Annotated in this window: 23 protein-coding genes; 3 read left to right on the forward strand and 20 right to left on the reverse strand. The window is 57.1% G+C overall.

Annotated elements, in window-relative coordinates; genetic code table 11:
• Positions 1–74: 74 nt before the first annotated feature.
• Genes L1C91_RS01555 through dxr form a run of 6 tightly spaced genes read right to left on the reverse strand, consistent with a single transcriptional unit; the run spans position 75 to position 7,984 of the window.
• Positions 75–1,583, reverse strand: a complete 1,509-nt coding sequence (locus L1C91_RS01555) for a cobyric acid synthase (RefSeq protein ID WP_234857679.1) — start codon at positions 1,581–1,583, stop codon at positions 75–77.
• Position 1,584: 1 nt separating this feature from the next.
• Entirely contained in the window at positions 1,585–2,448 is an 864-nt protein-coding gene (gene map / locus L1C91_RS01560; RefSeq protein WP_234857680.1) for a type I methionyl aminopeptidase, read from the reverse strand.
• A 31-nt stretch (positions 2,449–2,479) separates the two neighbouring features.
• Entirely contained in the window at positions 2,480–4,291 is a 1,812-nt protein-coding gene (locus L1C91_RS01565; protein ID WP_234857681.1) for a penicillin-binding transpeptidase domain-containing protein, read from the reverse strand.
• A gap of 1 nt (position 4,292) precedes the next feature.
• The gene (gene ispG, locus L1C91_RS01570) at positions 4,293–5,453 is read right to left on the reverse strand and encodes a flavodoxin-dependent (E)-4-hydroxy-3-methylbut-2-enyl-diphosphate synthase (RefSeq protein ID WP_041747036.1); all 1,161 of its coding nucleotides are present in this window, start codon (positions 5,451–5,453) and stop codon (positions 4,293–4,295) included.
• Positions 5,454–5,498: 45 nt separating this feature from the next.
• Positions 5,499–6,695, reverse strand: coding sequence for a M50 family metallopeptidase (locus tag L1C91_RS01575; RefSeq protein ID WP_234857854.1), 1,197 nt, complete (start codon positions 6,693–6,695; stop codon positions 5,499–5,501).
• Between the two features lie 41 nt (positions 6,696–6,736).
• The gene (gene dxr, locus L1C91_RS01580) at positions 6,737–7,984 is read right to left on the reverse strand and encodes a 1-deoxy-D-xylulose-5-phosphate reductoisomerase (RefSeq protein WP_234857682.1); all 1,248 of its coding nucleotides are present in this window, start codon (positions 7,982–7,984) and stop codon (positions 6,737–6,739) included.
• A gap of 201 nt (positions 7,985–8,185) precedes the next feature.
• On the opposite strand from dxr, the gene L1C91_RS01585 reads away from it, so the two are divergent.
• Entirely contained in the window at positions 8,186–8,587 is a 402-nt protein-coding gene (locus L1C91_RS01585; protein WP_234857683.1) for a DUF2631 domain-containing protein, read from the forward strand.
• A gap of 85 nt (positions 8,588–8,672) precedes the next feature.
• Here the strand turns inward: L1C91_RS01585 and rlmN are convergent, their stop codons facing one another.
• Positions 8,673–9,770, reverse strand: coding sequence for a 23S rRNA (adenine(2503)-C(2))-methyltransferase RlmN (gene rlmN, locus L1C91_RS01590; RefSeq protein WP_234857684.1), 1,098 nt, complete (start codon positions 9,768–9,770; stop codon positions 8,673–8,675).
• Between the two features lie 97 nt (positions 9,771–9,867).
• Here rlmN and L1C91_RS01595 point away from each other — a divergent pair, with 97 nt between their 5' ends.
• Positions 9,868–10,281, forward strand: a complete 414-nt coding sequence (locus L1C91_RS01595; RefSeq protein ID WP_234857685.1) for a lipopolysaccharide assembly protein LapA domain-containing protein — start codon at positions 9,868–9,870, stop codon at positions 10,279–10,281.
• Here the strand turns inward: L1C91_RS01595 and L1C91_RS01600 are convergent.
• From L1C91_RS01600 to rpsB, 5 genes are all read right to left on the reverse strand, one after another.
• Positions 10,278–11,135, reverse strand: a complete 858-nt coding sequence (locus L1C91_RS01600; RefSeq protein WP_234857686.1) for a phosphatidate cytidylyltransferase — start codon at positions 11,133–11,135, stop codon at positions 10,278–10,280. The two genes, L1C91_RS01595 and L1C91_RS01600, sit on opposite strands and share 4 nt — an antisense overlap.
• Positions 11,136–11,182: 47 nt before the next feature.
• Positions 11,183–11,740, reverse strand: a complete 558-nt coding sequence (gene frr, locus L1C91_RS01605; protein ID WP_234857687.1) for a ribosome recycling factor — start codon at positions 11,738–11,740, stop codon at positions 11,183–11,185.
• Positions 11,741–11,797: 57 nt separating this feature from the next.
• Positions 11,798–12,484: a UMP kinase gene (gene pyrH / locus L1C91_RS01610; protein WP_234857855.1), complete on the reverse strand. Its 687-nt coding sequence runs from the start codon at positions 12,482–12,484 to the stop codon at positions 11,798–11,800.
• Positions 12,485–12,624: 140 nt separating this feature from the next.
• Positions 12,625–13,455, reverse strand: coding sequence for a translation elongation factor Ts (gene tsf / locus L1C91_RS01615; RefSeq protein ID WP_234857688.1), 831 nt, complete (start codon positions 13,453–13,455; stop codon positions 12,625–12,627).
• 226 nt (positions 13,456–13,681) lie between these two features.
• Positions 13,682–14,521: a 30S ribosomal protein S2 gene (gene rpsB, locus L1C91_RS01620; RefSeq protein ID WP_234857689.1), complete on the reverse strand. Its 840-nt coding sequence runs from the start codon at positions 14,519–14,521 to the stop codon at positions 13,682–13,684.
• A 359-nt stretch (positions 14,522–14,880) separates the two neighbouring features.
• On the opposite strand from rpsB, the gene L1C91_RS01625 reads away from it, so the two are divergent.
• The gene (locus L1C91_RS01625) at positions 14,881–15,462 is read left to right on the forward strand and encodes a M23 family metallopeptidase (protein ID WP_234857690.1); all 582 of its coding nucleotides are present in this window, start codon (positions 14,881–14,883) and stop codon (positions 15,460–15,462) included.
• On the opposite strand, the gene L1C91_RS01630 is transcribed toward L1C91_RS01625, so the two are convergent.
• The 8 genes from L1C91_RS01630 to rplS all read right to left on the reverse strand — a co-directional run bounded on the left by L1C91_RS01630 (position 15,437) and on the right by rplS (position 22,611).
• A complete protein-coding gene (locus tag L1C91_RS01630) occupies positions 15,437–16,363 on the reverse strand; it encodes a tyrosine recombinase XerC (protein ID WP_234857691.1) in 927 nt (308 codons plus the stop codon). The genes L1C91_RS01625 and L1C91_RS01630 overlap by 26 nt on opposite strands.
• Positions 16,364–16,648: 285 nt before the next feature.
• Complete coding sequence (gene dprA / locus L1C91_RS01635; RefSeq protein ID WP_234857692.1) at positions 16,649–17,860, reverse strand: DNA-processing protein DprA; 1,212 nt, start codon at positions 17,858–17,860, stop codon at positions 16,649–16,651.
• A complete protein-coding gene (locus tag L1C91_RS01640) occupies positions 17,853–19,442 on the reverse strand; it encodes a YifB family Mg chelatase-like AAA ATPase (RefSeq protein ID WP_328219565.1) in 1,590 nt (529 codons plus the stop codon). The genes dprA and L1C91_RS01640 overlap by 8 nt, the downstream gene beginning before the upstream one ends.
• The gene (locus tag L1C91_RS01645; RefSeq protein WP_234857694.1) at positions 19,426–19,839 is read right to left on the reverse strand and encodes a YraN family protein; all 414 of its coding nucleotides are present in this window, start codon (positions 19,837–19,839) and stop codon (positions 19,426–19,428) included. The genes L1C91_RS01640 and L1C91_RS01645 overlap by 17 nt, the downstream gene beginning before the upstream one ends.
• Before the next feature lie 147 nt (positions 19,840–19,986).
• Entirely contained in the window at positions 19,987–20,292 is a 306-nt protein-coding gene (locus L1C91_RS01650; protein ID WP_020976494.1) for a DUF2469 domain-containing protein, read from the reverse strand.
• 20 nt (positions 20,293–20,312) lie between these two features.
• Positions 20,313–20,972 carry a ribonuclease HII gene (locus tag L1C91_RS01655; protein ID WP_234857695.1) on the reverse strand — a complete coding sequence of 220 codons (660 nt, stop codon included), beginning with the start codon at positions 20,970–20,972 and terminating at the stop codon, positions 20,313–20,315.
• The gene (lepB, locus tag L1C91_RS01660; RefSeq protein ID WP_234857696.1) at positions 20,972–21,742 is read right to left on the reverse strand and encodes a signal peptidase I; all 771 of its coding nucleotides are present in this window, start codon (positions 21,740–21,742) and stop codon (positions 20,972–20,974) included. The genes L1C91_RS01655 and lepB overlap by 1 nt, the downstream gene beginning before the upstream one ends.
• Before the next feature lie 527 nt (positions 21,743–22,269).
• Positions 22,270–22,611: a 50S ribosomal protein L19 gene (gene rplS, locus L1C91_RS01665; RefSeq protein WP_020976497.1), complete on the reverse strand. Its 342-nt coding sequence runs from the start codon at positions 22,609–22,611 to the stop codon at positions 22,270–22,272.
• Between the last annotated feature and the right edge of the window lie 125 nt (positions 22,612–22,736).

A 22,736-nucleotide genomic window follows, 5' to 3' on the forward strand; every position in this document is an offset into this window, starting at 1 on the left:
TGGGGCAGACAAAACACACCAAAGCCCGAAGTTGATGTTCGAAGCCGGGATCAAGCCTGATCGATAGCGCCAGACTACAGCTCTCCAAGCAATGCATCCAGGTCCCAATGCTGCTCAATCACGTCGGCAATCAGATCTAGCTGGCGCTCCCGCTCCGCATGAAAACTCGCCGCCTCATCAATCACGTACTGCTTGCCCCGCACATCTGCCACCCACCGCAGGAACTCCTTCCGGTTGGCATCATGCTCAAGGTGGCCGTGCCGGTGTGTACCGCGCAGCGAGCCCTTCGCATTCCCCTCGAAGGTTGCGCCCTCCGGCAGCTCAGAGCTGTCGTGCGTCTTAATCCAGCCTGGATCACCAGAACGCACCACGCGGCCGTGGTGGATCTCGTACGCCCCATCAGGGTGACGAATCAACGTCTTGTCCGGGTGGAAGGCGATATCTGTGTCGAACAAACCCAGGCCCTCAACCAAGCCCTCGCTGCTTTCCACAGGATCGTCAATCTCGCGGCACATCATCTGATAACCACCGCAAATACCAAGGATCGGTCCACCCGCCGCAGCACGCTGAGCTACAGCATCAGCCAGGCCAGAATCCCTCAACCATGCCAAATCACTCACCGTGGCCTTGGAACCCGGTAGCACAAGCAGATCTGCATCCGCAACACTCGCGGCGTCATCAATCCATCGGACAGTCACACCCGGCTCGCACGCCAAGGCTTCAATGTCCGTCGCGTTGGACACCCGGGGAAGCCGGATCGCAGCAACTGTCAAACGATTACCGCCACGCGCAGGCAAGCCCGGGCCGATAACCTGGCCCACTACCGACTGCAGCGAATCCTCCGCATCCACCCACAAGCCGTGAATAAACGGCAACACCGCCACCGTCGGTACTCCGGTGAGACGCTGAAGCTCCTCCAGGCCGGGCTCGAGGATCGACTGGTCACCGCGGAACTTATTAATCACGAACCCCTTGATGCGCGCGCGGTCCTGGGCGGAAAGAATCTGATGCGTGCCGAACAAATGCGCCAACACTCCCCCACGATCGATATCGCCCACGACGTACACCGGCAGATCACAGGCCTCCGCGAGCCCCATGTTGGCCACGTCAGTCTCTCGAAGGTTGATCTCCGCGGGTGAACCCGCACCCTCGCAGACCACGACGTCAAAACGCCCCCGCAGGTCCTGCAAGCATTCCGCAGCAGCCGCGCGCAAATGGCTCCGGTGCTCCACGTAGCTCTTCGCACTCACATTGCCGCGCGCGACACCCCGCACCACCAACTGGCTGGTGCGATCCGATCCGGGTTTGAGCAAAATCGGGTTGAAATCCACGCTCGGTTCCAACCCGCATGCAGCGGCTTGCAAAGCCTGCGCGCGCCCGATCTCCCCACCATCCGGACACACAGCCGAATTATTCGACATGTTCTGTGCCTTGAACGGCGCCACCCTCACCCCGCGCCGAGCCAACGCCCGACACAGGCCCGCAACCACCACGGACTTACCCGCGTCCGAGGTAGTCCCGGCGATCAGCACAGCCGCCCCCAGAGGAGCCTGCGTAGGAGCTCCCATAGAACCGTCGGACATGTTAAGCCTCGTCAGGCAGAGTCAGAATCTCGTTGCCATCCTCGGTAATGACGATGGTGTGTTCGAACTGCGCGGTGAACTTGCCGTCACGATTGGCGACAGTCCAACCATCGTCCCAAATGTCATACGGCAGCGCCCCGAGGTTGATCATCGGCTCGACAGTCAGCGTCATGCCCGGCTCGAGAATATCGGTGTATTCAGGCGCATCGTAGTGCATCACCACCAAACCATTGTGAAACGTAGTGCCAATACCATGACCAGTGAAATCACGAACCACGTTGTAGCCAAAACGCTTCGCATAAACCTCGATCACACGCCCAATCACGTTGATCTCCCGGCCCGGCTTCGCCGCACGAATACCACGCATCGTGGCTTCCTTCGTACGCTCCACCAACAGGCGATGTTCCTCGGACACATTGCCCGCCAAGAAGGTCGCATTAGTGTCACCGTGGACCCCATTTTTGTAGGCAGTGACGTCGATGTTGACGATGTCGCCGTCCTCAATCACCGTCGAATCCGGGATTCCATGGCACACAATCTCGTTGAGGCTCACACAACACGACTTGGGAAAATCGCGGTAGCCAAGCGTGGAGGGGTAAGCACCGTGGTCACACATGTACTCGTGGGCAACCCGGTCAATCTCATCGGTTGTCACCCCGGGCGCCACAGCCTTACCGGCCTCCGCCAACGCGTTGGCCGCAATCTTGCTGGCCTCACGCATCTTCTCAATAACCTCAGGGGTTTGTACGAACGGCTCCCCCATAGCCTCCTGCACGGTGTCCTTCCACACGTATTCCGGACGCTCGATATGGTTCGGGACGGTGCGAATCGGAGTGGGTGTTCCAGGAGTGAGCAAACGAGTCATGCCCACCACTTTAGTACCCCCACATACTGCGCTAGTACCCTAGCTCGTCAAGCTTGACCAAGAAGTGGTCCGTTAACATCACGGCAGACTCCGACCCGCCACCGAACGGGATCAACGTAGCGAACGCGACGTCACCACGGTAGCCGGCAAACCACGCGTGCGACCCGCTGTTGATCTCGGCCTCACCGGTCTTACCGTGCACCTCACCGCCGGCGCGCATACCACGGGCTGTACCGGAGGTGACCACGCTACGCATCATCCGGCGCAAACCCTCAATTGCGTCGGGGCTCGGTGGATCAACCTGCTTATTGACGCCGGTGGGCTTGCCCTCCACTAAAACCGGCAACGGTGTGCGCCCTGCTGCAGCAGTCGACGCCACCAACGCCATACCAAACGGGCTGGCCAGATCCAGGCCCTGACCATAACCGGCCTCGGTGCGATCCAACAGGACCTCCCCCTCCGGAACATCACCGGTGATGGTGGTCAGCCCCGGAATGTCATAGTCCAAACCCAACCCAAATTGCTGGGCAACCTCTTTCAACTGGCCAGGCTGCAGGCCGGAAGAAATATCAGCAAACGTCGTGTTACACGAGGCCGCGAACGCCTGCTCCATCGGAACATTGCCGCGAGAAAAATCGTTGTAGTTCGTCACGATACGGCCGCCGATATTCATCGTGCCGGGGCACGGGACAATGCTGTCAGGGCTCAGGCCTTTATCCGCAATGCCGGCCGCAGCAGTAATCATCTTAAACGTCGAACCAGGCGGGAACTGGCCATTTAAGGCAATGTCTCCGTCCTCGTCGGCCTTCTTTGTCTGCGCCACAGCCAAAATCTCACCGGTCGACGGTCTGATCGCCACCATCATCGCCTTCATCTCAGGGCGAAGATCCACTGCCTCCTGAGCCGCCAATTGGATCGCGTGGTTCAAACTGACCTTCACCGCCGGCGCAGGCTGCGGGTCGTGACTATCCAGGGTCTCGATCACAGCATTGTTGGCATTAACCGCGACAATTTCCCACCCGTTGGCGCCTTCCAGCTCCTCACCAACAAGTCCGCCGACACGCGCCATGATCTCCGGCGCGAACGTCGGATCAACATTGACCATCGCGGCTTCTTCGTTCAACCGCACGCCCGGCATATCACCGAGCGCATCACGCACAGCCGCCGCGGCATCCGATGGAACAACCGCCGCTGAGTACACGCCTTTAGCGTCCGATAATGACGCCGCGAGCTCCGCTGCAGGCACATGAATATCTGCGGTCTCCAAGGCTTGGGAGATCCGGGTGGCAGTACCAGCCACGCTAGTGACCTTGTCCTTGTCCACCAGAACACGAAACTGTGTACCCGGCTGGATAATCGCCGCCCCATCGGAGCTAACCACGCTCGCCTTCGGAGCGTTAATAGCCCGCAGCTGCAAATGCTGGCCTGCCCCCAGACGCGGATACAACACACTCGGCTGCCAACGAATCACCCACTTGCCGTCCCCACGGGTCAACACCATGCGAGAGTCATAAGAAAACTCCCTGTCCCTCGGCAGAGACCACACAACCGAAAAATCCGCCTCCGAGGATGCAACATGTGTCCCATCCGAACCGGAATTCGTGACCACGACGTCATTAATAGAAGAATTAAAAGCCTCAGCCTGCAGATCCTCGAAAGAGGAACGAATAATCGCCGTGGCCTCCTCCGGCTTATCCGTTAACGCTCCCGCCGCATCGAAATCGCGCGCGGCAATCAACGCAAAAAACTGCTCCACCACCGGATCAGCAGACTTCGGCTTCGGTGTACACGCCACCGACACCACCATCACACACGCCATCACGGCGGCAAGCAGCCTACGCATCTTAATTCGTGATCTTCACCTGGGGACCACCCAAGCCCTCAACAGGCTCCATGGTCTCAGCGATCTTCATGGCCTCTTCGATCAAGGTCTCCACAATCTGAGACTCCGGAACGGTCTTAATGACCTCGCCCTTGACGAAAATCTGGCCCTTGCCATTACCAGACGCAACACCCAGGTCTGCGTCGCGGGCCTCACCCGGCCCATTAACCACGCAGCCCATCACGGCGACGCGCAACGGCACCTCCATACCCTCCAGCCCTGCGGTAACTTCCTCCGCCAAGGTGTACACGTCCACCTGCGCGCGGCCACAGGAGGGGCAAGAAACAATCTCCAACTTACGAGGACGCAAGTTCAGCGACTGCAAAATCTGGTCGCCAACCTTGACTTCTTCCTTCGGGTCCGCCGAGAGAGACACACGAATAGTGTCACCAATACCCTCAGACAACAGCGCACCGAAAGCAACCGCCGACTTAATCGTGCCCTGGAAGGCAGGGCCAGCCTCCGTCACACCCAAGTGCAGTGGATAATCGCACTGGGCAGCCAACTGGCGATAAGCCTCAACCATCACCACCGGGTCATTGTGCTTCACCGAAATCTTGATGTCCCCAAAGCCATGCTCTTCAAACAAGCTGGCCTCCCACAACGCAGACTCAACCAAAGCCTCCGGCGTGGCCTTGCCGTACTTTTCCAGCAGACGCTTATCCAAAGAACCAGCATTGACACCGATACGGATCGGAATACCAGCGTCTCCCGCAGCCTTCGCAACCTCCTTCACGCGGCCATCAAATTCCTTAATGTTGCCGGGATTGACGCGCACCGCAGCACAACCAGCATCAATAGCTGCAAAAATGTACTTCGGTTGGAAGTGAATATCCGCGATCACCGGAATCGGAGACTTCTTAGCGATCTGGGGCAAGGCCTCGGCGTCAATAGTCTTCGGGCACGCCACGCGCACAATGTCGCAACCCGACGCGGTCAACTGCGCAATCTGCTGCAGCGTCGCGTTGACGTCGTGGGTCTTCGTCGTCGTCATGGACTGCACCGAAATAGGAGAATCCGACCCCACCCCCACAGAACCTACCTTCAGCTGGCGGGTCTTACGGCGTGGTGCAAGAGTAGGAAGAGGTGCCTCGGGAAGACCAAGACCAATCGGAGTAGACAAAGAAGATGCTCCTAGTAGAGACGGGTAAAGAAACCGCTAGTAATACTAGCCGAAAAGCCGGATCGGGTTGACCACATCCGCCACGATCGTCAATACACCCACCGCGATCAGTACAGACGCCGCCGCAATCGTCACCGGCATCACCTTGCGGTAATCCACAGGCCCCAACGGTGCCAAACCGCGCACACGACGGGCCCAGTCACGAACCGCCTGGTACAACACCACGGCGATGCGCCCACCGTCCAAAGGCGGCAGCGGCACAAGGTTAAACACCGCGAGGAAGAAGTTCAGGCTCGCCAGCATCATCGCGAAAATCGACCACTGCGCACGCTCCGCCAACTCCCCGCCAATGCGGCTGGCCCCCACAACACTCATCGGGGATTCCTGGTCTCGTTCGCCACCAACAATCGACTTCGCAACACCGGGCAGCTTCGCAGGAAACGCCGCCAAGCCTTTAAACGTCGCCCCCATCATGTCCCAAGCCATCACACCCGTGCGCGGAACCGCCTCCACCGGGCCATAACGTTTAACAGCATCAACCACAGGTGCAGATGTCACACCAATGACGCCCACGTCAACCTTGCGACCATCCGTAGTTTCACGCTCGACGGAAGCCACCGCGACGTCAACATCCATCACGTCGCCAACGCGATCAACCCGCAGCGCCACCTCCTGCCCCGGACGCTGCATCAACGCCTGACGAACATCCGCGAACGTCGGCGTCTCAGAACCATCCACAGCAACAATGACGTCGCCGGGCCTCAAGCCAGCATCCTTCGCCGGACACGCAGACTCCCCCGCGTCCACATCGACGCACTGAACCTGCCCCACTCGAGCGGAATAATCCGCATCAGGATTCGGCAACCCAGCAAACACCGCCACCAAATAAATAATCAGCGTTCCCAGCACAAGGTTCATCAACACCCCACCCAACAACACCCACACCTGCTGCCACCACGGCTTGCGATACATAGCCACGCGCTGCTCCGCAGGAGTCAGGTCCTCCTCCGGAACCATCCCCGCAATATCGCAAAAACCACCCAAAGGAAACAGCTTGAAACCGTACTCGGTGCCGCTGGTTTTCCCCCTCCACTTCACCAGGGTTGGGCCAAAACCAACGTAGAAACGGCGGACCTTCATGCCACACCCAACAGCCGTGCGCATGTGACCAAACTCGTGCAACCCGATGGTCGCACCAATACCCACCGCGAAAATCACAACGCCCAACAAATACGACAGCACAGTCAACCTCTCCACGACCAACCCACTACACGGGCTCCCAGTTAAGCTACAAACCCAGCAATGACTTCATGCGCAACCCGGCGGGCATCAGCCTCGACCACAAGCACATCTTCCACACAAGTAGGACTCTCAGTGTAGGAACCCAACCTCCCCATAACCTGCTCAATCGTTGCCGAAATCCTGGGAAAACTAATGCGGCCATCGATGAAGGCCGCCACGGCCTCCTCATTCGACGCGTTGTAGACCGCAGGAACCATACCGCCCGCACGCGCAGCCGCACGCGCCAAATCAACCGCAGGGAACACGGCGTCATCAACAGGCTCAAACGTCCACTGCTGCGGACGGGAGAAATCCAAACCAGCCTGAGCCCCAGGAAGCGACGCCGGCCAGTTAAGACCCAACGCAATGGGGAGCTTCATCGAGGGGTCACTAGCCTGCGCCATGGTGCAGCCATCCTCGAACGTCGCCATCGAGTGAACGATCGACTGAGGATTGACAACCACCTCGATCTGATCGGGGCGCAAACCAAACAGATAACACGCCTCGATGAACTCCAAGCCCTTATTAACCAGGGTGGCAGAGTTCAAGGTATTCATTTGCCCCATCGACCACGTCGGATGCTTCAGCGCCTGCTCCACCGTGATCGACTCCAGCTCGGTCGCAGACCACCCACGGAACGGGCCACCACTAGCGGTCAATACAAGATGATCAAGCCTGCGGCCCATAGATGCAGCCAAGCACTGAGCCATTGCCGAATGCTCCGAATCAACGGGAACAATCTGACCATGTGAGGCCCTAGAAATAACCAAATTGCCCCCGGCGATCAGGGACTCCTTATTGGCCAACGCCAACTGTGCGCCACAATCCAGCGCCGCAAGCGTTGCCCCCAGGCCCAAAGAGCCAACCAGAGCATTAAGGACCAAATCCGGTGATGTCGCGGCAACTAGTTCTTCGGCCGCACGGGGGCCGGAAAAACCCGCGCCAATACGCCGGGCGACGGCCTCATCCGCCACAGCTACATAAGCCGGGTCCACCCCCAGCTGCTTAATCTGGGCAATCAACACATCAGGCTGACCGCCACCGGCAGCAATGCCGACAACATCAAAGCGACCCGGATTATCTGCGATCAACTCCAAAGCCTGTGTGCCGATTGACCCAGTCGAACCGAGGATCACCACCCTACGAGCGGGGGTATCCGGGGTAGTCTGCACACCATCCGCGCGGGCACAAAAATCCACTACCCCAGCGAAGTCCCCACTGCGACTACCTTTGTGCGAATCAACACTCATAACATCCTCCAGCTGCAGACAAACTATTAGAAGGCTACCCCGCTGAGAAGAAATCCACAGCATCACCCACAGGGGCATTCACGCACAAGAGCGCACATGCATCCCGCAAGGCGGGTGAGGTTGGCCGCGCTTAGTCGCAAACCCGGAATAAATGTGCCAAAATAGACGCCGATATAGACGCACAACATCAAGGAGCAAACCGTGTCGAACGCACCCGAGGTTTACAACGGCGTTTCCACCCTCGACGAGCCCTCCGCAGGTTGGGGTTGGCACGACATCGGCCGCGGTCCCATCCAGATCGCAGGTTGGGTGTCCGTCCTCTTCCTGCTCGCCATGAACTTTGGTAACCACCCCGGCCACGTAGAGACCATCTACCTCTTCGCCTTCGCCGGCCTCATCGCCCTCGGTCTGCTGATTCAGCTGTTCCAGCCGAAGCTCAACCAGGTGCGCACGGTTACTTGCCACAACAAGCCGCAGGGTCACCAAGAACCCAACTGGGCACTGATGCAGCACACCCTCCAGGGCCCCTACGCTGATCTCACCGACGATCAGCTGCGTTCCCTCAACATCGACCCCGCTACTGTCAAGAGCATCGAAGCCTAAGGGTTTGCCCGCACTGTTAGTGCACTAATCCCCCACCGCGTTTCTTAAAAACGCGCTGGGGGATTCTGCTTGTATACGGCTTCTACTAGCGTTCTTCAGCAGCCAGCTGCCCGCATGCTGCGGCGATTTCCTGGCCGCGCGTGTCACGCACGGTGCACGGAACACCCTGCGCTGCAACACGACGCACAAACTCATCTTGCTGTTCTTTAGGGGACGCATCCCACTTTGATCCGGGTGTGGGGTTCAACGGGATCAGATTGACGTGTACGCGGGAACCAAGCGCCTTATGTAGCTTCTTGCCCAACATGTCTGCACGCCATCCTTGATCGTTGACGTCGCGGATCAGCGCATATTCAATCGACACACGGCGCCCAGTCTTGTCAGCGTAGTAACGAGCCGCATCCAAAACTTCCTGCACGGACCACCGATTGTTCACCGGAACCAACGTGTCGCGCAGCTCGTCATCAGGGGTGTGCAAAGACACCGCCAGAGTGACGCTTAGGCCTTCGTCTGCCAATTTGCGGATGGCCGGTGCCAGACCGACGGTTGAAACGGTGACATTGCGCTGGGAAATACCAAACCCTTCAGGAGCCGGGCTAGTAATTTGCCGAACTGCGCTGACCACCCGCTTGTAATTGGCGAGCGGCTCCCCCATGCCCATGAAGACAATATTGGACAGGCGACCACCCTCGGCCTGCATCGATCCTGCAGCGGCACGCACCTGGTCGACGATCTCTGCAGTCGACAGATTACGGTCCAAACCGCCCTGGCCCGTCGCACAGAAGGGGCACGCCATTCCGCAGCCCGCTTGAGAAGAAATACACAGTGTTGCACGATCCGGGTATTTCATCAGCACAGACTCCAACAGAGTGCCATCATGCAGACGCCACAAGGTTTTAGCTGTCTCTCCACCGTCGCACTCGACCGCCTTGACGGGCGTCATCAATGTTGGAAACAGTGCCTCCGCGACGTCATCACGCCGCGCCGCAGGCAAATCTGTCATTGTGCGTGGATCTGCTTCCAAGCGTGCGTAGTAGTGGCGAGCCAACTGGTCTGCCCGAAACTTCGGCAAGCCCAAAGCTACGACAGCCTCTCGGCGCTCTTCGGTAGACAAATCAGCAAAGTGCTTCGGCGGCATACTCCGACGCGAAGCATTAAAAACTAAAGGTAAGGGTGAAGCCATAATGTAAGTATCTTCCCACACCACGGCGATGCACTCGGGTTAGCTCGGGGTAAGCGACGTTTGAGTTATCCTACGAGCGTGCTGTTCAATAAGAGGTATGAACAACATTGAATCGAATTCCACTTCGCCCCAGCTACCTAACGATCCCTTCGACCCGACCCCTGCACCCCAAAGCGATGTCGTAGCCACCACCCCGGCTGAGGCTCCCGCCAAAAAGCAGCCGACAAAGGCGCCCTCCACCAAGGTGAAAGGTTCCATCGCCGGAGACACCTGGGTTGCGCTGATCTTCGGGTTCCTGTTTCTTATCGCGCTGCTTATCTTCATTTTGCAGAACGACGAAAAAGTCGCAATCGAGTTTCTGACTTGGAAGTCCACCCTCCCCGTCGGTGTTGGCTTCCTGTTCGCCGCCATCGGTGGCGCCCTTGTCATGGCACTGGTCGGCGGCTGGCGAATGATTGAGCTTCGCCGTCAGCTCAAGCGCAGCAAGAAGGCCTTGGCAGACGCCATCTAAGCAGCAATAACAGACAACACCAGCCAGGTGACCATGGCCGACGGCAACAGCCCATCAAGTCGGTCCATGAGTCCACCGTGACCTGGCAGCATTCGCGACATGTCTTTGATGCCCAACTCGCGTTTGAACTGAGACTCCACCAAATCACCCAGCGTCGCGCAAATAACCAATCCGATGCCTAGCAAAACACCAAGCCACAGCGCATCGTGAAGCAGGAAGTGCACAGCGATAGCACCTACGGCGGCACCGGACACCACCGAACCGGCAAAGCCCTCCCAGGATTTTTTCGGACTCACTGCAGGGGCCATCGGGTGAGAACCAAAGAGAACACCCGCCGCGTACCCGCCGACATCGGATGCGATCACGCACAACATGAACGTGACAATAAACATCGACCCGCCGATGCCGTCTCTTTCAAACCGTGACAGCATTGCGGCAAAGGACCCGAATAGTGGGATCCACGTCAACACGTAAACGCTCATGGACGTATCACGCAGATAGTTAACGGGGGCTTCATAGCGGCCGTTAACGAACAACCTGCTGAACATAACCGCTAGAACTGAAGTGACGAAGCCTGCGGCGACACCGCTCGCCCCGAAATGCCACGATAACCAGACCATCAGCTGGCCACCGACGATAAGAACCGCAGGAGATACCCGGTAATCGGATTCCTTCAAGCGGGTTGTAACCTCCCACGTCCCCAAAGCTACGGCAACAGCGACCAACGGGTACCAACCGGGGATGACAAAAATGCACACTAATACAAGTGCGCCGAGGCCCACCCCTACGCCGATCGCGGCCTTGAGGTCCCGGCCGGCGGAATTTTTGGGTTTCAACGGGGTAGGTTTGGCCACTGCCTTTGACTCCTGGAGACGGGGATTGAATGCGGAAACTATGAGACTTAGACCTCCAGCAGCTCTTTTTCCTTCAGCGCGACGACATCGTCGACCTGAGCAACATACTTAGCGGTGACCTTGTCCAGCTCCTTTTCAGCAGCCTGCACTTCATCTTCACCAGCTTCGCCGTCCTTTTGGATGCGCTTGAGCTGATCCATACCCTTGCGGCGGATATTACGGATCGCGATCTTCGCGTCCTCGCCCTTGGACTTTGCCACCTTGACCAGATCGCGGCGGCGTTCCTCTGTGAGCTGAGGGATCGTCACACGAAGCACCTGGCCGTCGTTGGTGGGGTTTACACCCAGGTCAGAGTTGCGGATGGCGTTTTCGATATCGGCCATCACGGACATCTCGTAAGGCTTGATAATCATCATTCGGGGCTCGGGAACAGAGATGGTCGCCATCTGGGTAATGGGAGTCAGCGTTCCGTAGTATTCAGCCATAACGCCGTTGAACATGGCGGGGTTCGCGCGCCCCGTGCGGATGGTGGTGAGGTCTTCTCGAGCGTGCTCCACAGAGTGGGTCATGCGGTCTTCGGACTCGAGCAAAATGTCGTCAATCATGGGGGTCCTTGAATTGTATTTAAGCGAAATATCTATGCAAACATACCACTTAGCCCGTTAGGAACGGACCAAGGTGCCAATGCTTTCACCGGAGACCGCGCGCGCAATATTGCCTTGGGTGAGCAGGTTGAACACGAGGATAGGCATGTTGTTATCCATGCAAAGCGAGAATGCCGTGGCGTCGGCAACTTTGAGTCCGCGTGCAATGCATTCAGCCGGGGTGATCTCACTGAAGAGTTGTGCATCGGGGTTTGTCCGGGGATCAGCGTCGTAAACGCCGTCGACTGCCTTAGCCATGAGTAGCACATCGCAATCGATTTCGAGGGCGCGTTGGGCTGCAGTGGTGTCTGTCGAAAAGTACGGCATACCCATACCTGCGCCGAAGATAACGACGCGGCCTTTTTCGAGGTGTCGTTTTGCGCGGAGCGGCAGGTAGGGCTCTGCTACCTGTGCCATATTGATGGCGGTCTGAACGCGACAATCGATTCCCTCTTGCTGCAAGAAGTCTTGCAAAGCCAGGCAGTTCATCACAGTGCCGAGCATGCCCATGTAGTCAGAGCGGTTGCGGTCCATTCCTCGCTGCTGAAGCTCGGCGCCACGGAAGAAATTGCCACCACCAATGACGACTGCGACTTCCGTGCCGGATCGCGACACTTCAGCGATTTGGCGCGCGACATTTTCAACAACATCGGGGTCGATACCAACATTGCCGCCACCGAACATCTCACCCCCCAGTTTGAGCATTACCCGCTTGAAACCTTCGCGCTGTTCGGCCACGATAGTGATTCTCCTTAATTGAGGACTGTTTAACCTGTAGCTATCCTACCAGCAACAAAAAAGCAGGTAGGGCGAATGCCCTACCTGCTTTAATGAAGCACTATGGCCTAGTTGTGCTGACCAACTTCGTAGCGTACGAAGCCAGTGAGCTTAACGCCAGCTTCATCCATGACCTGCTTGACAGACTTCTTGTTGTCGGTGACAGAAGCCTGCTCATTCAAGCACACGTCCTTGAAGAAGCCGTTGAGGCGACCTTCGACGATCTTCGGCAGCGCAGCCTCGGGCTTGCCTTCCTCACGGGAAGTAGCCTCAGCGATCTCGCGCTCCTTCTCGACGACCTCCGCGGGGACGTCCTCGCGGTCGAGGTAGCGAGCCTTCATAGCTGCGACCTGCATGGCGGCGGCGTGTGCAGCCTGCTCTGCGGCTTCACCTTCGCCTTCGTATGCAACGAGGACGCCGACAGCCGGGGGAAGGTCAGCAGCACGGTGGTGAAGGTAGACAGCAACCTTGTCGCCTTCGATGGTGGCAGCACGGCGGAGCTCCAGCTTCTCACCGATCTTGGCGGACAGCTCGAGAACGGCCTCTTCAGCCTTCTTGCCGTCAACCTCAGCGGCCTTAAGCTCTTCAACGGTATTTGCCTTCACTGCGGCAGCAGCGGCAGCGATCTTTGCAGCGAAGTCCTTGAACTCTTGGTTCTTAGCGACGAAGTCGGTCTCGGAGTTAACTTCAACCATGGTGTTGCCAGAAACAGCGATGAGGCCTTCAGCAGCGGTGCGCTCGGCACGCTTACCGACATCTTTGGCACCCTTGATACGCAGGATTTCGATGGCCTTGTCGAAGTCGCCATCGGTTTCTGCGAGAGCCTTCTTGCAATCCACCATGCCGGAGCCGGTGATTTCGCGGAGCTTCTTAACGTCTGCAGCGGTAAAGTTCGCCATTGTCGGGGCGATCCTCCTTGATTAATAGTGAGAGTATGCTCGGCCACTCGGTAGAGACCCGAGGTGAGCTGTAGTAACTCATAGCCCCGGCAATTGTACCCGCCCAGGCTATGTTGTGCACCATGGACACAGTGAGTGTCTAGGTGTGTGCACAATAAAGCCCCCGTCCGCGCGGCGGAGCAGGGGCTCATGCGGCCGTTTGGCCAGGAAAAGCTTGGATGTCGCTTTACTCTGCAGCCTCTGCGGCAACCTCAGCGGGAGCCTCAACCTTAGCGGCAACCTCTACGGGAGCCTCAACCTTAGCGGCAACCTCTACGGTCTCCTCGGTTGCAGGTGCATCGCCGGCAGCTTCCTTCGCAGCGGCGAGCTCACGCTCGGAACGAGCCTTCTTGCCCTCGATAACTGCGGTGGAGATGATCTTGGAAAGCAAACCAGTGGAGCGGATGGCATCGTCGTTGCCCGGGATCGGGTAATCGACAACGTCAGGGTCGCAGTTGGTGTCAAGGATTGCGACGACAGGGATGTTGAGCTTGTGAGCCTCAGAAACAGCGATGTGCTCCTTGTTGGTGTCAACAATCCAGAGAGCGGACGGCACCTTGTGCATCTCGGCGATACCACCGAGGACACGCTCGAGCTTGGTGCGCTCGCGGGTCAGCATGAGGATTTCCTTCTTGGTGCGGCCCTTGTAGCCGTCCTCAGCGGAATCCATTGCCTGGAGTTCCTTCATGCGGTGAAGTCGCTTAGAGACGGTCTGGAAGTTGGTCAGCATGCCGCCCAACCAGCGGTGGTTGACGTAAGGCATGTCGCAGCGCTCGGCTTCAGTCTTCACTGCTTCCTGAGCCTGCTTCTTGGTGCCAACGAAGAGGATGGTGCCGCCGTGAGCGACGGTCTCCTTGACAAACTCGTAAGCCTGGTCGATGTAGGTCAGGGTCTGCTGGAGGTCAATGATGTAAATGCCGTTACGGTCGGTCAAGATGAAGCGCTTCATCTTGGGGTTCCAGCGGCGGGTCTGGTGCCCGAAGTGGACACCTGCGTCGAGAAGCTCGCGCATGGTCACAACTGCCATGGGATGCTCCCTTTCATCTAGTAGTTTCGGTTTTCACATGCAGGTTTTGCCTGCATCCTAGCGACACGGCACCTATCCGCACCCTTCTATCCTTCAAGCAGGGAAGTGGGACCATTGCAGCAGGTACTCAATTGCATCGCGCGTATTTTTACAGATTCTGGCTTACAGAACACTGCAGCCAGATACTTTACCTACCACAACGCGGTATCCCAAACAGTAGCGCCCCGTGTGTCCTATCAGGCAGCTGCATGAGTACCTACACGGCTGATACTCAGGAAGTTATACACAGTCCAATCGCAGCCAAGATGGTTTTCACAGGTAGCCGGCACGAGCATTCGACAAGGCTCCACTATGTGTTTATGACTGATATCCATGAATCCCGCCAAGCAATAAGCCACATTCGACTTTGCACCAGAAGGGACTGGAGGGCCCTGGCACGGCAGTTAGCTGCATTCCTGGGCGTGGCAGCGCTGCTTTTTACAATCCCCGCTGCCCATGCGTACGTATCCCCCGCTACCGGAACCTCGTATCCAGGACAGGTAACGAAGCCGTACGAGCATCCCGAGCACCGCTATGCTCCGGGCCATCGCGGCGTCGATATTAACCTTCCAGCACTTGCCCCCGTCGTGGCGGCCGAGGATGGAGTGGTTACCTTCGCAGGTGTAGCAGTAGGCGTGCCTACAGTATCGATACAGCATGCTGATGGGATTCGGACCACCTATCAGCCGATACTAGCTAGCGTATCTGAAGGGCAGTTCGTTTCCTCGGGCGAGAGCATCGGCTTCCTCGTAACCCATCCCCGACACAAAGGCCTGCACTGGGGTGCACGAATCGGTAAGAAAGACTACGTCAATCCCCTTAGCCTGCTGAAGCGAGCAGACATACGACTCAAGCCCATCGGCAATATGCCAGAAATCAAGCACGCGGATGTGCTTGATTGAATGCGTCCCTCAGCCGCTCCACGCTCACATGCGTATAGATTTGGGTAGTCTGCAAACTCGCATGCCCCAATAATTCCTGCACGGTACGCAGGTCAGCGCCGCCATCCAGAAGGTGTGTGGCAGCAGTGTGCCGCAGTTCATGAGGCTTGACATGCCCAAGCCCCACTTGATGGGCATAGCGGTCTACAAGTGCGCGAACCTGGCGCTGATTAATGCGTTTCCCGCGGGCTCCGACAAACAGGGCTTTCTCTTCACGGTCGGCCAGTATTGCGCGGTGAGCACCGAGCCACTGTTCTAGTGCGCGCCCTGCTACCTCGCCGTACGGCACCACCCGCTGCTTGTTACCTTTACCGGTAACCCGCACCTGCTGATGGAGCTCGTCAAGATCTGAAGTATCGATACTGCATAATTCCTCAACGCGCATGCCCGTCGCGTAGAGAAGCTCCAGTATGGCGGCGTCACGACCTCGCTTCGCTGCCTCTTTAACACGGCCCTTACCTACCTGCTGCGCAACCCCTTCTTCAACTGCAGGCGCTTCAACTAAGGCCTGAGCCCCCTGTCGAGCGAGAACTTTCGGCAGATGGTTAGACGTCTTTGGCGACGCCAGGCGAGCACCGACATCTTGGGGAATCATGGATCTACGCGCTAACCAAGTAGACAACCCCTTGGCACTCGCCGTGTACCGGGCAAGCGTACTGCGCGCTTTACCCGCATCGTATGCATACCCCAGCCAACTACGTAGCCGATCCAGCGTGAAATGGTCGAGATCGGGAACGATCTCGACCATGGTCTTGAGATCACTACGGTAGGAGCGGATGGTCGCGGGTGATTTCCCCTCCACCATTTCAAGATGCTCAAGATAGTCTTCGACTATCTCTTCCATCTGCCTAGTTGTTGACATGGGTTCATTCTCGCACGAAAAAGCGGTGCCACAGTGGATACTGTGGCACCGCTTTTCGGATAACACTTCATTGAAGAAAGGAAAACAACTCACCTGAGGAAGTGGAGCTGCTTTCACGGTGGCCCAGCCCGACCTCCACGAAAGCTCTTCCCTAAGGCTTGCCTCTCATACTTTAGATTGAAGTCGTTGCTAAAGCAAGGCTTACTACCTTCGTTTCGACGTGAATGTAATCACACCAGTCGCTGAACTGGGTCTTTAGCACTGTAGAGGTACGATCAATAGCTCTCATCCATCGCGCTCGTGCTCAATCCGAATCCACAGACCACCAACTAGAGCCGCTAATCCCCTATCTTTGAGCTCCATTAACCCCTGGACGCAAAGTACTGTTCCAAGCCCCGATCTCTGCACCGCCACGGATGTGGACACCCCTTCCTCGCCCGGCGCGTTGAGTGCATCGAAAACTTGAAGTTGCAACCTGCTGAGTTTGGGGGTCTGATCTTGGCCGAAATCCAGCATGTAGTTTTTATCTGCATCGACGGCCCCTATAGGTGCCAGTAATGAGCGGACATCATCGGGCCCCACAACCATGTGCGCTTGATGCTCTCTTATTTTTACGTTGCAGCCTACGGATCCGCGCGATGTTATGGGGCCGGGTACTGCCATTGCAACCTTTCCCAGGCAATTCGCCCACGCTAGGGTGTTCAGGGCACCTGATCGCCACGCTGCCTCAACGACAACGATTCCCTGGGTCAGTGCCGCGACTAATCTGTTGCGTGTTAAAAACCTGTGCCTGGCGGGATGCACACCGGGCGGATATTCGCTGATTAGCGCACCGTGTTCAGCGATGCGGTCGAACAATGTAGTGTTTCGAGCAGGATAGGCCTTGTCTATTCCTGTTGCTAGAACCGCGACTGTTCGTCCGCCGCGCTCTATTGCCTGGGTGTGTGCAACAGTGTCGATTCCCAGCGCTCCACCACTCACTACGGTGTAACAGTGGGCGGCGAGACCGCTGCTGATCAGCTCTGTGGCTTCCTTGCCGTAGCGGCTATGCGTTCGAGTCCCAACAATGCCCACAGCCTGTATGAACAGTGGCTTCAATGACTGACCGCGTACCCATAGCGCGTGTGGTGGAACGTAATGGTGTTGGCCATCTCCCGTGATAGATTCGGCGCCGCCAACGCCGTCTGGCCACTCTGGACTGTCAGGGGTTATCAAACGTGCGCCGACTTTCTCAGCTTGTTTCAGATCCCTGTCTATGTGGTGGAGCCCAGTATCACTTCGCGCCTGGCTGCGCAGTAGTAGGTCCTCTCCGATCCGTTCATCACGGTTTTTGATGTCTCGTGCGATTGACTCAACGTCACCTTCTCGTTCGGCGAGTGCAATCTGCAGCGCTTCGCTTGGCCCTTCGAGCACCCGGGAAAGATACGCCCACGCATACTGCCTGTCCTCAGATTTATTCACATCGGTGGGTTCAGTCAGGGAAGGAGTGCTATTCATCATCAAGCACCTCCTCGCTGTGTAGTTCGAGGGCGAGCATGACTTCTTCCACATCGGGGCACGGTGGGTTCCCGGTCGTGCCCTCGGTGGCGCAACGCAAATCGAACAATGTCCAAGCTAGGCGGAGGGTTCGGTCTACCCCACGTTGACTAAGTATGCCGCTACGCAGCAGATGGGCGATGATCTGCATCGCCTCTTTTGTAGCTGGGTAATGCTTGCGCAGTAGTGTCCCTGGAGCCTCAGCATTGGTTTCAAAAGGCTTGTAGCCTTCGGGTACCTGCGCCCACCGCTGTATTGCTCGACGCCGTGCCTCACTGACTCTTTTACGAACGCTTGCGCTACTTTCCTCTTGATCGGCTAGCAGGACCCCAGCTTGAGCGCTGACCAGAATGACGATGTCCACACGGTCCCGGAGAGGGCCTGTCAAGTTTGATAGATACTTGGAACGCTGCCGTACCGAACATCGGCAGGACTGTGGTTCTTCCGCCCCGCACGCGCAAGGATTAGCAGCCATCAACAGTTGGAAACGCGCAGGTAACTCGTACGTACTCTGTGAGCGCATCAGTCGAATATGGCCCGACTCCAAAGGCTGACGAAGACAGTCAAGAACTTTCGCAGGCACTTCGCTGACCTCATCAATGAACAAGACACCTCGGTGTGCGAGACTGACTGCCCCTGGGCGCGGGTGTCCGCTTCCCCCTCCGATGAGACCAGCTTGGGTCACGCTGTAGTGGGGAGCGACAAACGGTGGAACCATCAGTGGCTGTTGCTCAGCATTAATGCTGGAGTGCACCATGGTGGCTTCTAACCGCGCGCCGGGTGTTAGCGGCGGCATAATCCCCGGGAGCGCTTGAGCCAACAACGATTTCCCTGCACCAGGTGGCCCGAGCATCATCATGTGGTGCCCACCGGCTGCAGCGACCTCTGCTGCGTATTTCACTGCGGAGTTTCCGGCGATGTCGGCGAAGTCTGGGATCCGCTCGGTTGCTTCGACCAGCGTGCCGAATTCCGCCGCAGATTCGTGCACCGAGGGCAGCGCAGCTACCCCGCGCGCCCATAGGTATACGTCCATTAATGTCAATGCGCAAAGCACTTCGATACCGTCGATCAGTGTTGCTTGCGTTGCGCAAGTGTGGGGCACGACTGCCCGTGTGATCCCAGCCGCCCGGGCGGCAACCAAAGCAGGCAGAATTCCTTTAACTGGGCGGAGCGTACCGTCAAGGCTCACTTCCCCCATCACGAGGCTGTCGGCAAGTATCCGCGCCATGTAGTCGTTATCTTTATCAAGCGCTGATTGGATGGCCAGACAAATTGCAACATCACACTGCGCCCCATGTTTTCTAAGCGACGCCGGGGATAAGCTCACGATTATTTTGGTTCGTGGCCACTCCAAACCGGAATTTTGGCTCGCGGTTTTCACCCTGTCTTTAGATTCCGCAATCGCCGCATCTCCCAAGCCAACGATATGTATACCTGGCAGGCCCGGCCCGACACTGACCTCAACATCAACTAGGTGTGCTTCAACTCCTACGAGGGTGGCGGAGCAGCTTCGTGCTATTACTCCACTAGAGCTCATATACATCCACCCCTTGATGTACCGTGAGTCCGTCAGGTGCAGCGACAACGACGTCAAAGCGACAGTCTCGCCCCGCCCACTGTGCATCTCTCAGCCATTGTGCTGCTGCATGGCGCAGGCAACGCAGCTTGCGTGCATCAATGTGTTCTGAGGTTCCGTAATTATGGCTGCTTCGAGTTTTTACCTCGACGAAAATCAGTAGGCCGCGGTCATCGACGACGATGTCAATCTCTCCGACCGGATAGCGAACATTGCGCGCCACTATCCGTGCTCCATCGGATTCATAGAGTGCTGCGGCTGCGTCTTCCCCGCGACGTCCAAGTGCGTGGGCACGTGATGTCGCGGCTATCTCCCCAGTGGCCGAGCGTTGAGATGACGAACGCCGCGCGGATACAAAGCCCATCGAGCTTCCCCCCTTTTTCCTTTTACATAGTGTGGTCAACAGTGAACGACAGTAAGCACTGTTGTTCACTGACCATTGAAGGGAAAAATAAGTTGGGCTCTCCGCAGCCTGTGAAAAGTAAAAGCCCTGTGAATAACCGCCTACGGTCTAATCGGGAATCACCAGGTCAGGCTTGTCGAGTTCTTCGATGTTGACGTCTTTGTAGGTGATCACGCGAACATAGCGGACAAAACGTGCAGGTCGGTACATGTCCCACACCCAGGCATCCGACATACGGATTTCGTAAAACACGTCGTTACCGGTTTTACGCGGGATCAGTTCCACTGCGTTACAGAGGTAAAAACGGCGCTCGGTTTCCACCACGTAGGAAAATTGACTGACGACGTCGCGGTATTCGCGGTACAGGGAGAGTTCGACCTCGGCTTCGTAGTTGTCGAGTTCCTCAGCGCTCATGGATGGCTCACACCTTTTCGTCAGTTGTGTTGTTGCTGTGTTGTAGCACGCTGCCAATCTGCGTGCGCTCGTGCCACATTGGCATAACTATAACGATGTTCGGGAGTCCCCCCGAGGCGGCGCACCGCGTCCATGTGCACCTTGGTCCCGTAACCTTTGTGAGCCGCTAAACCGTAGCCTGGATGGGTGCCATCCAATTGCTCCATAATGACGTCGCGTGAATGTTTCGCGAGCACGCTGGCCGCGGCGATACAGCGACTGGAGGCATCCCCACCGATTATTGGTAGGTGGGGGCTGCGTAGACCTGGTATTTTCATCGCATCGCTCAGAACGTATCCGGGTGTGTGGGATAGCGTGGCTACTGCTCTGCGCATCCCCGAGATGTTGGCGTGCTGAATGCCGTAGTGGTCGATGTCTTTGGCGTTGATTGTGATGATGCTCCATGCCACAGCGTGCTGTTGTATAAGTGGGAACAGCTCCGCCCTGGTGCGCGGGCTGAGCTTCTTTGAGTCCGTCAGCCGTTCCAACTCTGTTATCGGCTGGGGCGGCAAGATGCACGCTGCGATGCTGATCGGCCCGGCACATGCCCCACGTCCTGCTTCGTCGACCCCGGCGACTGGTCCTAGGCCGGCTCGTTGGAGTGAGACCTCGTAGGTGCGTAAGTGTTTGAGCGTTCGCACTAGTTCTGGATGTCGTAGCTCTTTACTCCGCCGATGCGGCTAAGCGGAAGTACGCGGGCGTCAACCTTACCGATGATTAAGTCTTCAGGAACGGTGCCTTGGTATTCATCGCCAAGGTGGTAGCGCGAATCAGCGGAGTTGGTTCGGTTATCCCCCATGACGAAGACGTTGCCTTCAGGGACGGTGATGGGTCCGAAATACGGACCACCGCAGGCCTCGGACCCAGTGGACGGATCGATCGGATTTTGATGCGGGGTGAGGGTGTAGGAAGAGTCGATGACATGCCCATCAACGGTGACGCCTTTATCTCCATCGAGGCATTGGATGGTTTGTCCTCCCGTGGCTACGATGCGCTTAACAAGGTCGTTTTCATCGGGTGCAACGAATCCGACGTAGGATCCGACGTTTTGTAATCCACGCACTAGCGGGTTAGAGCTGCGGTTGGTGATGAAGCTACCGTTCCAGGAGTCCGGGCCTTTAAAAACAACGACATCTCCTGGTTTAGGGTCACGGAGATGGTACGTGATCTTGTCGACGAAAATCCGGTCACCTTCACAGCCACTACAGCCGTGCAAGGTAGGCTCCATGGATCCGGAGGGAATAACGTAGAGCCGCCCAATGAACGTCTGAATAAACAGTGCGCAAATCAGGACCGTGATGACAACCATTGGGATGTCGATATACCAGGGCAGTTGCTTCTTTTCCTTCTTCTGCTTGGGAGCAGAGGCAGCTGTGGAATCGTGTGCGCTACGGCGGCGGAGCAAATCCATGAATCACATCCTACCCAGCTTTCGGCGGTGGCCCCTCCCCTAGGTAACCGCTATGCGAAAAAACTGAAGGCCCCGGCTAAGCCGGGGCCTTCAGCCACCAGAGGGTCACCACAAACCTCTGATGATTTGATCTATTTTCATAGATCCCACTATCTCCACATTCAACAGGCCATCGGGACCTGCCTGCAAGGCCCGAAAGGAAACCTTGCACCTGTGAGTATACCGAGATCCTTAAGAAACACTAAAAGCACTCAAGACTTTGTGCCGACAATCACAAAATATGACATATCTACAAAATGTCCATCGAGACGCCAAATATAAACACGCAGGTCAAGAGACTAAAGGAAGCTGCTTCCCGGTAGACACCGGGGGTAACCCTAGGGTAAATAGCGCCCGTGCCGATTGGTGTTTCCTAAATAAAGAACAAAGTTGCCACAAAAGAAAACCCGCCACTAGGTGATTGCAATAACCACAAAGTGACGGGGCCGAGCACGCGTCAATACACTCGCGCTCTAAGCACGCAGCTTTTAGCGCTTTTCCTTAATCTTGGCAGCCTTACCGCGCAGCTCACGCAGGTAGTAGAGCTTCGCACGGCGAACCTTACCGCGGGAGACGACCTCGATGTGATCGATGTTGGGAGAGTGCACCGGGAAGGTACGCTCGACACCGATACCGAAGGAAACCTTGCGGACGGTGAAGGTCTCGCGAATGCCGCCATTCTGGCGACGGATTACGACACCTTTGAAGACCTGCACACGGGACTTGTCACCTTCGATAACCTTCACGTGAACGTTAAGGGTATCGCCGGGACGGAAATCCGGAATATCATCGCGCAACTGTGCTGCATCGACAGAATCAAGAATGTTCATTAAAAATCCTTATTGTTAGAGGAAAGAGGAACCTGGCGGCACTTTCCGAAGGACGCTCGGCCGGTTCATATCCGTGCCATGTAGGCTGCCACCCGAACATCTAAGCCCGGGAGTCAACCTGACGA

This window comes from Corynebacterium argentoratense, from assembly GCF_021491455.1.
Lineage (GTDB): Bacteria > Actinomycetota > Actinomycetes > Mycobacteriales > Mycobacteriaceae > Corynebacterium > Corynebacterium argentoratense_A.

Bases quoted from the DNA above. Each gene is read 5' to 3' on its own strand.
- rlmN (WP_234857684.1), bottom strand. From the start codon at position 9,770: ATGGCTTCACCCTTACCTTTAGTTTTTAATGCTTCGCGTCGGAGTATG.
- pyrH (WP_234857855.1), bottom strand. From the start codon at position 12,484: ATGCTCAAACTGGGGGGTGAGATGTTCGGTGGCGGCAATGTTGGTATC.
- L1C91_RS01625 (WP_234857690.1), top strand. From the start codon at position 14,881: ATGACTGATATCCATGAATCCCGCCAAGCAATAAGCCACATTCGACTT.
- lepB (WP_234857696.1), bottom strand. From the start codon at position 21,742: ATGGATTTGCTCCGCCGCCGTAGCGCACACGATTCCACAGCTGCCTCT.
- map (WP_234857680.1), bottom strand. From the start codon at position 2,448: ATGACTCGTTTGCTCACTCCTGGAACACCCACTCCGATTCGCACCGTC.
- L1C91_RS01565 (WP_234857681.1), bottom strand. From the start codon at position 4,291: ATGCGTAGGCTGCTTGCCGCCGTGATGGCGTGTGTGATGGTGGTGTCG.
- dprA (WP_234857692.1), bottom strand. From the start codon at position 17,860: ATGAATAGCACTCCTTCCCTGACTGAACCCACCGATGTGAATAAATCT.
- dxr (WP_234857682.1), bottom strand. From the start codon at position 7,984: ATGAGTGTTGATTCGCACAAAGGTAGTCGCAGTGGGGACTTCGCTGGG.
- L1C91_RS01650 (WP_020976494.1), bottom strand. From the start codon at position 20,292: ATGAGCGCTGAGGAACTCGACAACTACGAAGCCGAGGTCGAACTCTCC.
- L1C91_RS01555 (WP_234857679.1), bottom strand. From the start codon at position 1,583: ATGTCCGACGGTTCTATGGGAGCTCCTACGCAGGCTCCTCTGGGGGCG.
- L1C91_RS01630 (WP_234857691.1), bottom strand. From the start codon at position 16,363: ATGTCAACAACTAGGCAGATGGAAGAGATAGTCGAAGACTATCTTGAG.
- tsf (WP_234857688.1), bottom strand. From the start codon at position 13,455: ATGGCGAACTTTACCGCTGCAGACGTTAAGAAGCTCCGCGAAATCACC.
- rplS (WP_020976497.1), bottom strand. From the start codon at position 22,611: ATGAACATTCTTGATTCTGTCGATGCAGCACAGTTGCGCGATGATATT.
- L1C91_RS01645 (WP_234857694.1), bottom strand. From the start codon at position 19,839: ATGGGCTTTGTATCCGCGCGGCGTTCGTCATCTCAACGCTCGGCCACT.
- L1C91_RS01640 (WP_328219565.1), bottom strand. From the start codon at position 19,442: ATGTATATGAGCTCTAGTGGAGTAATAGCACGAAGCTGCTCCGCCACC.
- L1C91_RS01595 (WP_234857685.1), top strand. From the start codon at position 9,868: ATGAACAACATTGAATCGAATTCCACTTCGCCCCAGCTACCTAACGAT.
- rpsB (WP_234857689.1), bottom strand. From the start codon at position 14,521: ATGGCAGTTGTGACCATGCGCGAGCTTCTCGACGCAGGTGTCCACTTC.
- frr (WP_234857687.1), bottom strand. From the start codon at position 11,740: ATGATTGACGACATTTTGCTCGAGTCCGAAGACCGCATGACCCACTCT.